This is a genomic window from Chryseobacterium sp. T16E-39, from assembly GCF_002216065.1.
In the GTDB taxonomy this organism is placed as follows: Bacteria; Bacteroidota; Bacteroidia; order Flavobacteriales; family Weeksellaceae; genus Chryseobacterium.
The window spans coordinates 45,433-61,796 of the sequence record NZ_CP022282.1 but is presented as its reverse complement, the minus strand read 5'-3'; the positions used below and the strand labels follow the sequence as shown (position 1 = coordinate 61,796).

Sequence of the window (16,364 nt, the reverse complement as noted above, 5' to 3'; positions counted from 1 at the left end):
TTTACCTTTATACAAAATAACTCTATGAAAAAAACTCTACTCTTTTGTCTCTTAACAGGTTATTCTCTTAGTTTTGCTCAAACAGCACTAGTTTTTGTCTTTTTTAAAGATAAACCTAATAAATCAGTTTTCTATGCAAATCCGCTGTCTGAGCTTAGTCAGAAGTCATTAAACAGGAGAACATCCCTGGGAATTTCTCTAAACGATCAGGATGCCCCTATTGAACAATCCTATATTCAAAATATCCAAAATCTTGGTTTTACGGTTATAGACTATTCAAAATGGCTCAATGGAGTGGCAGTCAATGCGACCTCTGCTCAGATTACAACCCTCCAATCTCAGCCTTATGTACAGTCGGTAGAAAGTTTTGCTAGAAATGCCTCAACGGGAACTAAACAACTGAATATTAATAAATGGGAAAATTTTGATAATACCAATAAAAATCTAACCACTTTTGATTATGGTTCAGGGGCTGAGCAAATCGATCAGATCAATCTCAGACCACTTCACTTGGCAGGATTTACAGGAACCGGAGTATCGATTGCTGTGATAGACACTGGGTTTCCAACCGTAAATACAGGTTCTGCTTTTTCCAGATTATGGACGAACAATAGGATTAAAGCAAGTTACGATTTTGTTACAAAAACCAATGACATCTACAATCCATCCCTCAATGCTCATGGTTCTGTAGTTTTAGGGGCTATTGGAGGTTACATCCAGGATACATTTGTTGGTTCAGCACCAGATGCAGATTTTTATCTTTACCGAAGTGAAAACTCTACGGTTGAAGTTCCTGAAGAAGAACTCTACTGGATCGAAGCCGCTGAAGAAGCCGACAGAAAAGGAGTTGACCTTATCACCACTTCTTTGGGGTATTCAACATTTGATGATTCAAAATATAATTATCAGTATTCGGATATGAATGGGAGCACTTCATTTATTGCCAGAGCGGCTAATATTGCTACAACCAAAGGAATTTTTGTTTTAATTGCTGCAGGAAATTCAGGACAACAACCCTGGCATTATATCACAACTCCAGCTGACAATACGAATGTCTTTACAATCGGTTCCGTTGATTCAGCAGGAAATTCTTCAGGATTTTCTTCTTATGGACCTAATGCATTGGGAGCAATTAAACCCGATGGAAGCACAAGAGGTACTGCAACCCCTACCGTATTGAATAATTCTACAACCGTCGTTAACGGAACTTCCATAGCAACACCTATTGCCGCAGGAGGAGTAGCTTGCTTAATTCAGGCTTTTTCAACGATGAATAGAGATCTGATGAAAAACAGATTACGACAAACTGCATCCTTATATCCTGGTCATACCGATCAGATGGGTTATGGAATTTTGAATTTTGGAAGCTTTTACAATGGAACTTTAAGCACGTCTGAAACCGTAAAAAAGCAAAAGATTGCTATATTTCCTAATCCGGTTAAGAATATTTTAAATGTAGCTTCAGAAACCGAGGTTTTATCGCTTGAGATCTATGATAACCTTGGAAGGTTGATGATGAAAAATACCCAACAAAAATCAATTAAAGTTGACCATTTTTCGAAGGGAACCTATTACCTAAAAATTCAGACGAATGAGAAAATATATTATGAGAAATTTATAAAAGAATAAAAAAGAACAGGCCTCTCAAATTGAGAGGCCTGTTCTTTTATCAATTATTTGTACTATTGAAATTCTTCATTCCGCTTCACTCTAAATGATATACTTAATTAGTATCACATAGCACTTAAGCTGAGTTTCTACTCGCATTAATATTTCCAAACAATGATCGGGTTACCAGCTTTTCATAAGCTTCTTTATTCCCTTCTCCTTTCTGGATTTTCATTAAAGCATATTGCTGGATACTCAATAATGGCAAAACGATCTTTTCACGGATTTTCACAGATTTTCTCGATAATGGGTCTTCTTCCTGAAGCATTGTAAATCCCGTTAGTTCCAGCATAATATCTTTTGAAAGGCTATATTCTTCAAACAATACATTCCAGAATGCTCCAAATTTCGGATTGTTTTTGATATAGTATGTAAGCGGGAAATAAGATTTATTCATACTCATCATAGAGTTTAAAACTAAAGTTTTAAAGAAGTCTGATCCCTTATACAATTCTCTTACTTCTTCAAACCTTCCCTGTTTCTTCATTTCTTCCATGGCAAAGCCAAAACCAAAGAACCCGGGCACATTTTGTTTCAACTGTGACCATGAACCTACAAAAGGAATAGCCCTTAAATCTTCAAATTTTAATTCATTTCCATTTCCACGTTTTGATGGCCGGCTTCCAATATTTGTTTTACCGTAATATTCCAATGTACTCATCTCCTGAAGGTAGGGAACAAACATCGGATGTGCTTTCAGATCTGAATATTTCTTATAACTGATTTCAGCCAATTCTGTAATGAGTTTCCTTTCTTTCTCAGTGAAATCTTTTTTAGAATTTTTAAAGACATCATTTTCTACTCCTGCTGTAAGAAGTTGCTCAAAATTATATTTTGCCTGTTCTTTATTCCCAAAAATACTGGTGATTGTTTGACCCTGGATCGTTAGTTCAATTTTATTATTGGCGATAGTGTTTCCTTGAGAAGCATAGAAGTCATGGGTCTTACCTCCTCCTCTCGCAGGTGGTCCGCCTCTACCATCAAAGAAAACAACTTTGATCCCGCTTTCTTCAGAAAGTTTGGTCAACGCCTCTTTAGCTTTATAAATCTCCCAGTTGGCTTTTAAATATCCTCCATCTTTTGTTCCGTCAGAAAAACCAAGCATAATGGTTTGCTGGTTCCCTCTTTTTTCAAGATGTTTCTTGTAAACAGGGTTTTCATAAAGCTCCTTCATTACATTTTCAGCATTATCAAGCCCTTCCATGGTTTCAAACAATGGGACAATATCCATATTGATGTCTTCTTCCTTATAACCACAGATTTTAAAAAATGCATATACATTCATCACATCTTTTACAGCATCAGAATTAGAGATAATGTATCGGTTCATCCCTCGCAATCCATTCAATTGCTGAATTTCAGTAATCTCTGAAACTGTAAGTAAAGTATCTTTTACAATTCCTTCAAAATCATCAGCATTTACTCTATCTGTGATTTGAATTAATTTATTAAATTTTTCGTTGTGATCAGCTTCGACATTCCCATACACTTTAGCAAAAACCTCATCAATAACCTGCTGATGAATCCTGCTGTCCTGACGAATATCAAGGGTTGCGAAATGGGTTCCGAAAATCTTAACACGATCCTTGAAATTCATTAGCAGCTCTAAAAACAATGAATTATGCTCTTTTACAAGAATATGTTCCGCTTTGTCCGCTCTTTTCAGAATATCTTCAGTGGTGATCTTATGATTATTGAAAATGGCTGCATATAGTTCATCATTAAGTTGCTGCAGTACTTCTGACACCCCTCTGAAACTTAAACGTCTCCTGATATACTTCAAATGGCTGTAATAAGATTTTAAAATTGCAGAACGAAGTTCCTCGGCTACTCTTTTGGTAACATCAGCCGTTACAAAAGGATTTCCATCTCTGTCACCTCCAGGCCAGAAGCCAAGCTGGATGATATCTTCATGCAAATGAAAATGTCCGTTTCCAAAAGTTTTTCTGATCTTGGTAAATAACTCACCGATCGTATCATAATACACATATCGCAAATAAGAAATGATACTTAATGCCTCATCAATCGGTGTTGGTTTCTCTTTATTAACAAATGGTGTTTTGCCTAACTGCTGTAATAACATGTCAATATTCGTTACAGAATCTGTAGTAATCGCCGACCTTAAATCCTGAATGATTCTTTGAACAGAACTTGGATAGAATTGTGTAGGGTGAGCAGTAAAAACAACCTTAACAGTAAAATCCCTTAATTTTTCCCGGACTTTTTCAAGTTTATGATCCTGTTGGGAACGCTCAAAAAGATTCGTTACTGTCCCGTTATCGCTTTCAGAGTGAAGATTAGGAAAAGCAGCATCTTCAATACTGTCGAATAAAACCACCTGCCTTTCGATATATTGTATGATCTTAAAAAGCAATTCAAGTTTTTGTTCTTCCGTATGTAAATCGGTATGGCTTTTAAAAAAATCCTCTACAATTTCTTCGGGAGTCTTTCCGGCTTCGTAACCATTTTTACTTTCCTCATATAAAAACGGGAGTAGCATCCCGATATTCGTCATTTTATCATAAGGCAAACTCATAAATAAAGAGTTGTAGATCTGAAACTTATTTTCTACAATTTGCCTGAATTTCTCTGCGCGTTGGTCATGTATCATATAACAAATTTAGGAGATTTTGTTTGTAATTGGTGCTTATTTTAATTAAAAAAATATAAAATATGAGTAAATATTAAACCTTCTGTTAGTATGGAATTTCCGAACAATAAAATTCTCTTTTCTATTAATATTGTATGTACCTATGTAACTTAATAGCCACCAAAGATGTTCTATGTATAAATCCTACTCTATGAAATACTTATCATTATCCGGAAAAAATGCATTGATAGCAATTTCACTATTACTTTCTTATCTGGTTTCAGCACAAAAAACTTCAGATAGTATCGACATTTTTCTTGAGCATAAAATGGAACAGCTCAAAATACCAGGGCTCCAATTGGCTATTATCAGAAACGGGAAACTTGAAAAGCTCAACAACTATGGGCTAGCCAACGTTGAGCATCAGGTTGCCGTAAAAACAAATACTGTATTTTCCATTAATTCCATGACCAAAGCTTTTGTTGGGGTGGCTATTTTACAACTGCAAGAAGAAGGAAAATTAAAAGTTGACGATCCTATTTCCCTCTATATTACTGATATTCCAAACGAATGGAAGCCGATCACCATCAGACAGGTTTTAAGTAATGTTTCCGGACTTCCTAATAATATCGACAATAAAGAACAGGTTTTAGGGGATGGCTCTGAAGAAAAGAATTGGGAATTGGTCAAAAAGCTACCCATGGAATTCAGCCCGGGAGAAAGGTTTAGTTATAATCAGACCGGATATTATATTTTAGGACGAATCATTACCAAGTTGAGTGGTCAGCATTTTACAAAATTTATTGAAGACAATCAATTTAAACCATGCCAAATGACTGTTACATAGTTTGGGGATTCCAATGACATCATTCCCAATAGTGCCGGAGCTTATTCTACGATCATCAATACGGATGGAAAGTGGATCAACGATGGAAAACAGCATAATGCTTTTGCTACTTTTCCTGTTTTTTTCAGAACAGCAACAGGAATTATTTCTTCTGCTGAAGATCTTGGTAAATGGCTTATTGCATTGCAAAATGGCCAGTTACTAAAAGACAAAAACAGTATCAAACAGCTTTTCACTACCACAAAACTCAATGATGGACATGTCGATGGCTTTAATAAATTAACAAACGGGTATGCACTGGGTTGGCCTACCGTAGTCAGAGACGACCATCCGGCAGCAGCCCCGGTTGGAGGAATGCGCTCTGCATTATTCGTTTACCCTCAGGATAACTTATCCATTGTTGTTTTAACGAATCTTCAAGGCTCGAATCCAGAATGGTTTATTGATGAAATAGCCAGTTACTATAGTCCAGATATGAAAATTGAAAACGGTTTTGGTTTAAGTTCTAATATGAAATTATTACGTAAACAAGTCATAAACGGTGGATTCAGCAATATCGACAAAGCATATAAAACATTAAAAAAAGATCATAAAGACTTCTCTTTAACAGAAGACGAAATAAATGCATGGGGTTACCAATTATTAGGTCTCAATAAAAAGAATGAGGCATTAAATGTATTTAAACTAAACACTTTATTATTTCCTGAAAGCGCAAATGTTTTTGACAGTTATGGTGAGATTTTAGAAACTATGGGAAACAGAAAAGAAGCTATTGTCAATTATAAGAAGTCACTTCTTTTAAATCCGGGAAATACAAATGCTGCTGATTATTTGAAAGACAAACAGTAGCATAAATTTTTAATCCGTTAATAAAGCAGTTAAGGAATAACCCGATTCAATAATGGAATAAAAATTCCATTTCGTAAATTTGTCAGAAACACTTTCATCTATGAAACTAATCATTGCTGCTTCCCTCATCATATCCAATTTGTTTTTCGCACAGATTAAAGTTCCGGATGATTACAAAAAAATTCCTGATATTCTGGATACCACTGATTATCTGTATCCATTCATCATACCAAGTAAAGAATATGCTTATTGGAGAGTACTAAGCAACATCACCGATCCTGATAAGGCTGTTATTTATGAAAGTCAGATGCCGGGCCCTATGACGATCAACGAACCTTTTCCTGAAAAGGGGTTTTTCCAAAAATGTATTGGAGAAGGATGTTTCTCTTATATTCTTGCCTGCAAAAAAGAAAGATCAGTGTATTTTTCCACAGAACAGCAACTAAGAGATTTTATAGGAACAATTGACAACCTTCCGGAGGCTTTATTAATCGCCAAAACATATGGTTATTCAATTGACACGAAAAATAGATTCACAGGGTCTTATAAAATAGAAGATAAGTACGTTTCGATATATGGTTTAAAATCAAAAGACTGTCCCGTTACAAAAGAGTCATTCCTCATTAAAATCAATAGGAAAACCGGAAAACTCGAAGCAAAAACTAATGGAATTTATGATAAAAGCGATGAGTGTATCACTCAATAAAAAAACTACCCTGGAAAGAGTAGTTTTTATAGAGATTAAAACTATTATATATTAATTGCTCCCTGTCCGGATGCAATCAAATAAGCTTCCTTCAACGTTTCTGAATAGGTTGGGTGCGCATAGGAAATACGGAACATATCTTCAGCTGTCACTTCAAATTCCTGGGCAATAACTGCCTGAGCAACTAAATCAGCTGCCCTTGCCCCAATAATATGCACTCCTAAAACTTCACCATATTTAGGATCGACCAAGACTTTTGCAAAACCTTCCGTATCCATGGAAGCTCTTGCCCGTGCGCTTGCCGAAAATGGAAACTTACCTGCTTTATATTCAATCTGATTATTTTTCAGATACTCTTCAGTATATCCTACAGACGCTACCTCCGGCCAAGTGTATACGACAGATGGGATACGGCTATAATGAATATGGTGATTTTGACCCCCAATTGTTTCCGCAACCAGAACTCCTTCTTCTTCCGCTTTATGAGCTAGCATTGCGCCTCCAATAACATCACCAATTGCGTAAATAGCAGATACTGATGTCTGACATTTTTCATTCACTTTAATAAAACCACGCTGATCAAGTTCCACATTTGTATTTTCTAAACCTAATCCTTCTGTATATGGTCTTCTCCCTACTGCCATAAGAACATATTCGGCTTCCATCACATTCTCCTTTCCTTTTTCATCCCGAAAAAATACATTGGCAGAAGAACCTATATTTTCTGCTTTATAAACAGACTGATTAAGATGAATATCAATACCCTCCTTTTTTAAAATCTTTTGAAGATTTTTACCCAGCTCATGATCCATTGTTGAAATAAGACGATCAGCGTATTCAAGGATTGTTACCTGAGTTCCCATACGGTTAAAAATAGATGCCATTTCCACTCCAATCACCCCACCGCCAATAATGACCATGGTTTTAGGTTTTTCCTGAAGAGCAAGCGCTTCTGTAGAAGTAATAATTCTTCGCTTGTCTATAACTATTCCTGGTATAGTGGAAGGCTTAGAGCCGGTTGCAATAATATAATTCTTTGCAACTATTGTTTGGACTCCTTCTTTTCCGGTAATTTCCAAAGTAGAATTATTGATAAACCTGGCAACACCTTGCAAACGGGTAATTTTATTTTTGCTCATTAAAAACTCAAGCCCAGAAGTATTTTTACCCACCACTTCTGATTTCCTTTTATACATTTGAGAGAAGTCAAGATTGATTTCATTGAGATTAATTCCATGAATTTTAAAGTTGTTTCTGGCATCTGCATAATGATGCGTACTGTCCAGTAATGCTTTCGTGGGGATACAGCCCACATTCGTACATGTTCCTCCTAAAGTATCATACTTTTCTATAATCACAGTCTTGAAACCCAATTGTGCGCCCCTGATTGCTGCTACATATCCACCAGGACCAGAACCTATTATGGCAACGTCATAATTTTCCATTGATCTATTAATTTATTTATGATTAAATTTGCTTGCAAAATAAAAGTAAATTTAAATAAAAACTTTCATTTTGCAAGTATTTTTTAATGTAAAAATTATGACTAAAAAAAGATCTGACTGCCCGATTAGCTCATCCCTTGAAATATGGGGAGATAAATGGTCTCTCTTAATCATCCGTGATCTCATGCTCAATAAAGAATGCACCTATGGAGAATTTCTTAAAGCTGATGAAAAGATTGCCACCAATATATTAGCTTCCAGATTGCAGCACTTATTGGACAATGGTGTTATTGATAAAAAGAATCACCCGGATAGTAAATTAAAAATCCTCTATCACCTTACAGAAAAAGGTATTGATCTGATTCCTATTATTGTCGAGATTAATATTTGGGGAGATAAATACCTGCCTACTCCTCCCGACAAAAAGAAAATGATAGAAAACATGAAGAAAAATAAAGAGAAGTTTATAGAAACTGCTAAAATCTATTTAAGCGAAAGATAATAAGGACCCATTATTAATAGTTTTTATAAAATGAAAGTATTTCAATTTTAAAACTTCATTAACTCAATTTTCATATTGCATTGCGTAAATTTGACTTAAAATAAAATCAAAATAATGCTCAATTTCGAATTTAAAAATCCAACCAAAATACTTTTTGGAAAAGGTGAAATCGCTAAAATTTCAAAAGAAATTCCTGCTGATGCCAAAATACTAATGATTTACGGGGGCGGAAGCATTAAAAATAACGGGGTTTATGATCAGGTAAAGGAAGCCCTGAAAAATCATGAAGTACATGAATTTGGCGGTATTCCTGCCAATCCTGAATATGAAGTTCTTATTAATGCGCTTCAGGAGATCAAAGAAAAAGGAATTACTTTCTTACTGGCAGTAGGTGGTGGATCGGTTATTGACGGAACTAAATTTCTTTCCGCAGCAGCAAACTATAATGGTGAGCCTTGGGAGATTCTTACAAAACCTGTGAGAACATTTGAAGGTGAAGGTATGCCTTTCGGTAGTATTTTAACGCTTCCCGCAACTGGTTCAGAGATGAATTCCGGATACGTTATTTCAAGAAGGGAAACCAACGAAAAATTATCAACAGGGGGACCTGGTCTTTTCCCACAGTTTTCAGTTTTAGATCCTGAAGTTGTAAGGTCTATTCCTAAAAGACAGATCGTAAACGGAATTACTGATGCTTATACTCACGTACTGGAACAATATATGACAGCTCCTTCTTCTGCCGATCTACAGGAAAGAATTGCCGAAAGTATATTGATCAGTCTTCAGGAAACAGCTCCAAAGGTTCTTGCCGATAATTTTGATTATGATGCTGCCGGAAACTTTATGTGGTGCTGTACAATGGCTCTTAATGGCTTAATTCAGAAAGGGGTGATTACAGACTGGGCTGTTCATGCCATGGGACATGAATTAACAGCTTACTATGGAATCGACCATGCAAGAACACTAGCTATTATAGCTCCTTCTCATTACCGTTATAATTTTGATACTAAAAAAGGAAAATTAGCACAATATGCTGAAAGAGTTTGGGGAATAACAGAAGGAAGTATTGAAGAAAAAGCAGAAGCCGGAATCAAAAAAATGGAAGAATTTTTTCACCGTTTAGATATCCAGACCAAACTTTCGGAATATACAGAAGACTATAAAGGAACAGCTGAGAGAGTAGAAAAAGCATTTACAGAAAGAAATTGGCTTGGTTTGGGAGAATATAAAAAACTAACCCCTCAGGATGCTTATAAGATTGTAGAAATGAGTTATTAATAAGGCTTGAAACAAGAAGTCAAAGGATGAAAGGTTTTTAATTTTTAAACTATTTAAATTCTTACATCTTTAAATTCTATATTGCTTTGAACTTCCAGTTTTAAACTTGAAATTAATTTATTTGTAAACATATGTTTAAAAAACCTTAATTTCATTACAAATATTTCAAATTTATTTATATTTTAGCATATTCTTAAATTTGTGAAAATGAAAAAACAGCTACTTTTATTTGCCTTTTCAGCGCTGGCGCTTACTTCTTGTGAAGATGATAATATACAAGCTTATGAACTGGATATGATGAAGGGAGATTGGAAGACGAGTAAAACAGAAATTATCTCCGGAAAAGACAATAAAACTGTACTTTCCTCCGACACTCCTAGCGGATGTAGTACGAAAAACACTACAGTATTCAGAACGGATTATTTTACGTCATATACTTCTTATGCAGGAGTGGGTGCAGATTGCCAGCAAAATGGAAAAAGTGAAGGTACCTTCACATATAATACAGATACAAAAGATTTAACAATAAAATACAACAACGATACTGAGCTTAAATACAGAGTTGTTATTCTAAACAACACAGAATTAAAGCTACAACAGCTATTTGGAAATATTGATGTAAATGGTGATACGGTGGTAGATAACATCTACATCAGTTACAAAAGATAAAACCATACTCCCGAAAAATTCGGGAGTTTTTTTTGAGACGGGTTTTCAATAACTAAAAATTATTAAAAAAATGAAGAAGATTCTATCAGCATTTTTATTGCTGTCATTTGCCATTTTCTTTTCACAGGAAAAAAAATCAATGTTCTGGCAGGACATACAAAATTTTAAAAAATTAGATAAGGAAACACCTCCTCCAAAAGATGCCATCCTTTTAATCGGAAGTTCATCTTTTACAAGATGGACAGATATAGCCAGTTATTTTCCCGATAAAACGCTCATAAACCGTGGATTTGGCGGCTCAAGATTAACAGATCTTAATGAGTTTGCTGATGATCTGCTTGCTCCTTACCAGCCAAAACAAATTATTATTTATTGTGGAGACAATGATTTTGCGGATGATCATCAGTTAAAGGCTGAAGTTGTAGTTGAACGCTTTAAAACATTTTACAGAAAAATTCGGAAAAGATTTCCTAATATAGAGGTTGATTATATTTCCATAAAATTTTCGCCAAGCAGAGAAATCCTGTGGCAGCAAATGAAAGAAACAAACACTGAGATTAAGGCTTTTATAAAAAAACAGAAAAACTCGGAATATATTGATATTACAAAAGCAATGGAAGATGCCAATGGTAATGTAAGAAGGGATCTTTTTCTGGAAGATATGCTACATCTTACTCCCGAAGGAAATAAGATATGGGCGGATGTTATAAGACCTTATATGAAATAATTTAAAGATGATAAAAAAAACAGTAACCATTTTAATTCTTTTTTTCATTTGTTCATGGGCGTTTGGACAAAAAGATAAAGATTTTGATAAGAAGAAACTTATTCAAGAGCTTTCCGACAATGCCTGTAAATGTACTGATTCAATCACTCTATTAAATCGGGATAAAAAAGACATTTTAAAGGATATTAATGATTGTATTGATAAGCAGGCAGGTGCTTTACAAATGGGATCACTTCTAGGAAGCGTCGAAACTTTACAAAAAAATGCGCCTGAAGTCGATGGTAAAAAACAAATCAATCTAACCTTTAACACGAACAAAAAATCTCAGCAATATATCGATAGCTATAATGAATTAGAGAGCTATCTAATGAGGAATTGTGAGAGTGTAAAATATGCAACTAAGGTATCAGAAACTAAAAATGATGAACTTTCAAAAGATCCTATTGCATTAGAATTCTATAATAAGGGATTACAAGCTTCACAGAAGGAAGACTGGAAAGAAGCTATCATAAACTACGAGAAAACCGTAGAAAAAGATCCAAAATTTAAGTACGCCTGGGATAATTTAGGGATCAATTATAGAAGGATAAATGAATATGACAAAGCTATTTTTGCTTACAAAAAATCTCTTGAAATAGATCCTAAAGGAAAAATGCCGTTACAAAACATTCCACTCGTTTATATCTACAAAAAAGATTTTCAAAAAGCAATTGATGCATATTTAGATTTAGACAAAATATATCCTGGAGATCCGGAAGTATATTACGGGATGGGGCAGATTTATTTTTCAGGTATTAAAGATGAAGAAAAAGCATTAGATTATATCTGTAAAGCTTACCGGATTTATAGTGATCAAAAATCGCCCTATAGGAGTGATGCTGAAGCCATGATGTCAGCAATTTATAAAAGTATGAAAGAAAAAGGGAAGATTGAAAAATTTAAAGAAATTCTTCAAAAGAACAATATGCAACTATAAAAAAAGAAGCTCTTATAGAGCTTCTTTTTTATTATTTCTTTCTTTTCGATTTTGAAATCGCCTTCTGTTGTGCCCTGTTAGCTCCAAATTTCTTTGGTGCTTTTCTTTTGGAAGGTCCACCCCAGTTTTCTTTTTTATTCTTATCTTTTTTCTCGTGGAAAGCTCCGCCACCATCATATAACTTTACCTGTGCCGGGTTTTTCATGACAACCTGATCTTCCTCAGAAGCGATCTTTTTAGGATTTATTTTTACTTCTTCAGGGAAATCAATAAATTTCAAATCTTTGTCCATTAAGAGTTCAATATCCAATACCAAAGATTCTTCTTTTTTAGTCACAAAAGTAATGGCTTTACCATCTTTATCTGCTCTACCGGTTCTACCAATTCTATGAATATATTGTTCCGGCACTTCAGGAGTTTCAAAGTTGATCACGTGTGTGATATTCGAAATATCCAATCCCCTTGCCATGACATCTGTTGTTATCAATCCTCTGATCTCTTCATTCTCAAAACGCTTCATTGCTTTCAATCTGTAGTTCTGAGATTTATTTGAGTGGATAACGTCAAACTGCTCTGGAAATAACTCATCAATCTTAGCAAACAGTAAATCTGCATTCTTTTTATTATTAGTAAAAATCAACACTTTAGACATATCTGCCTCGCTTTTTAATAAATGCTCGAGCAAATTGATCTTTGTATTGAAGTTTTCAACTTTATAGCCAGTCTGCTCTATTTTTTCAAGTGGAGTTCCAGATTTTGCCAATGAAATTTCAATTGGATGTGCAAAATACTGATCCAGCATTTCATCTACAGCTTCCGTCATTGTTGCAGAGAAAAGAATGTTTTGTCTTTTCTCCTTCATCATTTCAAAAATATGTGTTAATTGCGGTCTAAATCCTAAATTAAGCATTTCATCAAACTCATCAATAATCAGTTTCTGGACCTCTCTCAGAGAAATTGCATTATCAATAGCCAAATCCATTACCCTTCCCGGAGTTCCCACTAAAATATCACAACCGTCATTAAATAAAAGCTTTTGTGTATTAATATTCTTCCCACCATAGATTCCTATAACTCTTGCAGTAAGATTTTCTGTTAGTTTTTCAAGAATTTCTGTTACCTGAACCACCAATTCTCTTGTAGGTACCAGCACTAAAACTGTTGGGTTTCCTGTTTTATTATATTTCCAGGTCTTAAGAACCGGCAAAAGATAAGCAAGCGTTTTCCCTGTTCCGGTTTGAGCAATCCCCATTACATCCCTTCCGGAAAGTATCGGACTGATGCTCTTTTCCTGAATAGGTGTAGGTTCGAATAATTCTAAATCCGCTAAAACATCAAGAATTTTAACCGGCAGGCCAAAATCTGCAAAAGTGAGTTTTTCCATTTTGCAAAGATAGGTATTAATATGTATAATGGGAAATGATAGTTGAATAGCTTCTAGCTTCTAGCTTCTAGCTTCTAGCTTCTAGCTTCTAGCTTCTAGCTTCTAGCTTCTAGCTTCTAGCAAAAATAATTCATAACTTTCAATTTTCCACTTTCCACTTTCAATTTTCAATTCACTTTAACGCTTTTAGTCACAATCTTAATATCATCATCTTTCCATTCGCTGGAAGTAATAATAACATTCCCCTTCTTTTTAGGGTCTTTTTTAATTGGGAATTTATCCGCTTCCCATTGTGAACAATGAGTAGTAATCGGTTTCACCAAAGCTTTCCAACCCGTTTTATTATAGGTATAAGTACTAAATGGAGCCCAACAACTTGTACACCAAAGCGTATACGTTCCTATATCGTCTTTTCCATCCCCATTCAGATCGCCAAGATTATATAATTCTACCCCATTGGCTTGTGAAACTGTGAAAGACTTTATATTCTTATCACTAAAATAAACCACGGTTTCACATTTTCCGTCACATTCCTCTGTACAATCATTTATTTTAATATAGGCATATTCTTTTGTCCCATTTCCATCGTAGTCACCCTGTATCCCCTTAGTATTGGTTTCCTGGGCTAATAAAAAAGAACTGTAAAGCGTCATCGCAAGTAAGATCAGTAATTTCATCCGGTTATTTTTTTATTTTTTATTTAAATACTTCTTCTCCTAAAGGATTATTTCCTTGTTATTCTAAGCAAAATGATCACAACCAATATCACTGAAAAGATAAAACCTAAAACAGCGATTAACGACATTTCTCCTATTCGGGGCGGAGCCTCTGAAACAAAAACAATGGCTGTCGCAATCATATTTGCACCGAGAATTAAAGCTAATATCATATTAATAGCACTCGATTTGATAATCTGATTGGTCTTGTCGATATTTTTAATTTCACTGGAAATAGTAAATTTATTTTCATCCAGTTTCTGTAAGACAGAACGAAGTTCCTTGGGAATTTCATCAACATTATCTGTAAAATTCATCATTTTATCCATTCCTGTCTTTAAAATATTCTTCGGGCTAATTTTTTTAGCAAATATTTTTTTTGTGTACGGGCTAAGACTTTTTACAATATCGAGATCAGGATTAATTGTCCTTCCTACTCCTTCTATGAGACTGATTCCTTTAAATAACAGATAAAAATAATCCGGCATATGCAGTCGGTTATCTTTAAGAATATCTTTCATTTTATTGATCATCACCTGGACATTGATCTCCTGTAATGAAGAACTGTGAACAAAGTTCAGAATGTCATTCACATCATTTTCAAATCTCCTTTCATCCGGAATCTCATAGCTAATAGCCATTTTCTTCAGGTATCTGACTATTTTGTGTGAGTTTTTAGCAACAAAGCTCACAATAAGATTTTCAAGAATCTCCTTGTCATTAGGCTGAATTTGTCCTACGGCTCCAAAATCTATGAAAACAACCTTTCCGTCCTTTTTCACCAAAATATTTCCTGCGTGTGGATCCGCATGAAAAAAACCATAGTCCAATATCTGCGAAACAAATAATCTCAATCCTACTTCAGAAATTTTTACCGGATCAATATTATGGGCCAAAAGCTGAGCTTTGTCTATTACCTTGATCCCATCAATAAACTCCATACAAAGAACATTATTGTTGGAGAATTCTTCATAGACTTTCGGAACATAGGTTTCTTTACTATTTTTAAAGTTCCGGGCAAATTGTAAAATATTATCCTTTTCATTGATCAGCGAAACTTCTTCGAGCAAAGATTTTTCAAAAGTGGAGATTGCCTGTTTTAAATTAAGCTTCTCTCCTATTTCAGAATACGAAGAAACAATTTTTTCAAGATCTTTTATTAAAAGCAAGTCATCCTCTATAACCGTTTGTACATCTGCCTTTTTTATTTTCAGAATCACTTCTGTTCCATCAAGCAGGGTAGCTTTGTACACCTGAGCAATAGAAGCAGTGGCTAAAGGCTGTACCTGAATTTCCTGAAAATGATCTTTAGTGGAAATATTAAATTCATTTTCCAGAATTTCAGTGACGTTCATCTCGACTGTATCCACTTTATCCTGTAGCTTCTGTAATTCCTGAATTAGTTCTGGTGGAAGTAAATCTTCTCTGTTGCTGAATGTCTGACCTAATTTTACAAATGTGGGGCCCAATTCTTCCAAAACCAATCTGATCCTTTCATAAACTGTCCCTTTTGATATAATTTCATCGGAATTTCCAGAATCCTCTTCTTGCTTATTCCCTCCATTCATTCTTGCCAGCATATCTTTAAATCCATATTTACTTAATACGGAGATCAGTCTGGCGGATCTTTTCAGTTTTCGTTGTTGTTTATCAAACATGTTGTTATAGATAATGATTGCAAATTACTCCAAAAACTGTTCCTATGCATTATTTAAAATAGGGAGCGAAGAAAAAATTTCATATTTATTGTTATTTATTAGTTTTTTTTATCTTTATAGGGTACAAAATTATTACTAACCTGTAAAATATTACAAAATGAAAAATTTACCTATCAAAAAACTATCTAGAGAAGAATTGAGAACAGTTTCAGGAGCTGGAATTATCATTGTAGGATGCTCAAATCAATGTTGCCCTACTGACGGAAGACCAAGATGTCCAAGATTGATCTGCCCTGCTGTGGTTTGTCCACAGTTAGCATAATCCAACAAAGGATAACAGTATAAAGAG

At 34.7% G+C, this 16,364-nt stretch carries 13 protein-coding genes and 1 pseudogene; 9 read left to right on the top strand and 5 right to left on the bottom strand.

All coding sequences use genetic code 11. The annotated features are described in order from the left end of the window. The first annotated feature begins 24 nt into the window (after positions 1-24). Positions 25-1,629, top strand: coding sequence for a S8 family peptidase (locus CEY12_RS00250; protein WP_089025781.1), 1,605 nt, complete (start codon positions 25-27; stop codon positions 1,627-1,629). A 115-nt stretch (positions 1,630-1,744) separates the two neighbouring features. Here the strand turns inward: CEY12_RS00250 and CEY12_RS00245 are convergent, their stop codons facing one another. After that, on the bottom strand, positions 1,745-4,279 hold the full coding sequence (locus CEY12_RS00245; protein WP_089025780.1) for a phosphoenolpyruvate carboxylase: 2,535 nt from the start codon (positions 4,277-4,279) through the stop codon (positions 1,745-1,747). 172 nt (positions 4,280-4,451) lie between these two features. Here CEY12_RS00245 and CEY12_RS22510 point away from each other — a divergent pair. Further along, positions 4,452-5,954 (top strand): annotated as a pseudogene (locus CEY12_RS22510) (serine hydrolase). Between the two features lie 100 nt (positions 5,955-6,054). Then, positions 6,055-6,660, top strand: coding sequence for a hypothetical protein (locus CEY12_RS00230; protein WP_089025777.1), 606 nt, complete (start codon positions 6,055-6,057; stop codon positions 6,658-6,660). Between the two features lie 44 nt (positions 6,661-6,704). Here CEY12_RS00230 and lpdA read toward each other — a convergent pair whose 3' ends face one another. Beyond that, positions 6,705-8,105 carry a dihydrolipoyl dehydrogenase gene (lpdA, locus tag CEY12_RS00225; RefSeq protein ID WP_089025776.1) on the bottom strand — a complete coding sequence of 467 codons (1,401 nt, stop codon included), beginning with the start codon at positions 8,103-8,105 and terminating at the stop codon, positions 6,705-6,707. A 97-nt stretch (positions 8,106-8,202) separates the two neighbouring features. Between lpdA and CEY12_RS00220 the strand changes: the two genes are divergently transcribed. The 5 genes from CEY12_RS00220 to CEY12_RS00200 all read left to right on the top strand — a co-directional run bounded on the left by CEY12_RS00220 (position 8,203) and on the right by CEY12_RS00200 (position 12,257). Continuing rightward, positions 8,203-8,607 (top strand): winged helix-turn-helix transcriptional regulator, encoded by a 405-nt coding sequence (locus CEY12_RS00220; protein ID WP_089025775.1) that lies wholly within the window; start codon positions 8,203-8,205, stop codon positions 8,605-8,607. 114 nt (positions 8,608-8,721) lie between these two features. Beyond that, positions 8,722-9,885: an iron-containing alcohol dehydrogenase gene (locus tag CEY12_RS00215; RefSeq protein WP_089025774.1), complete on the top strand. Its 1,164-nt coding sequence runs from the start codon at positions 8,722-8,724 to the stop codon at positions 9,883-9,885. 207 nt (positions 9,886-10,092) lie between these two features. Further along, a complete protein-coding gene (locus tag CEY12_RS00210) occupies positions 10,093-10,554 on the top strand; it encodes a lipocalin family protein (protein WP_089025773.1) in 462 nt (153 codons plus the stop codon). A 70-nt stretch (positions 10,555-10,624) separates the two neighbouring features. Continuing rightward, positions 10,625-11,281 (top strand): GDSL-type esterase/lipase family protein, encoded by a 657-nt coding sequence (locus CEY12_RS00205; RefSeq protein ID WP_089025772.1) that lies wholly within the window; start codon positions 10,625-10,627, stop codon positions 11,279-11,281. 7 nt (positions 11,282-11,288) lie between these two features. After that, positions 11,289-12,257 carry a tetratricopeptide repeat protein gene (locus CEY12_RS00200; RefSeq protein WP_089025771.1) on the top strand — a complete coding sequence of 323 codons (969 nt, stop codon included), beginning with the start codon at positions 11,289-11,291 and terminating at the stop codon, positions 12,255-12,257. 31 nt (positions 12,258-12,288) lie between these two features. Here CEY12_RS00200 and CEY12_RS00195 read toward each other — a convergent pair whose 3' ends face one another. The 3 genes from CEY12_RS00195 to CEY12_RS00185 form a co-directional block, all read right to left on the bottom strand. Further along, the gene (locus CEY12_RS00195) at positions 12,289-13,641 is read right to left on the bottom strand and encodes a DEAD/DEAH box helicase (RefSeq protein WP_089025770.1); all 1,353 of its coding nucleotides are present in this window, start codon (positions 13,639-13,641) and stop codon (positions 12,289-12,291) included. A gap of 167 nt (positions 13,642-13,808) precedes the next feature. Next, positions 13,809-14,318: a hypothetical protein gene (locus CEY12_RS00190; RefSeq protein WP_089025769.1), complete on the bottom strand. Its 510-nt coding sequence runs from the start codon at positions 14,316-14,318 to the stop codon at positions 13,809-13,811. 47 nt (positions 14,319-14,365) lie between these two features. Continuing rightward, on the bottom strand, positions 14,366-16,015 hold the full coding sequence (locus tag CEY12_RS00185) for an ABC1 kinase family protein (protein ID WP_089025768.1): 1,650 nt from the start codon (positions 16,013-16,015) through the stop codon (positions 14,366-14,368). Between the two features lie 157 nt (positions 16,016-16,172). Here CEY12_RS00185 and CEY12_RS22420 point away from each other — a divergent pair, with 157 nt between their 5' ends. Further along, complete coding sequence (locus CEY12_RS22420; RefSeq protein ID WP_172820998.1) at positions 16,173-16,337, top strand: bacteriocin-like protein; 165 nt, start codon at positions 16,173-16,175, stop codon at positions 16,335-16,337. Positions 16,338-16,364 lie beyond the last annotated feature (27 nt).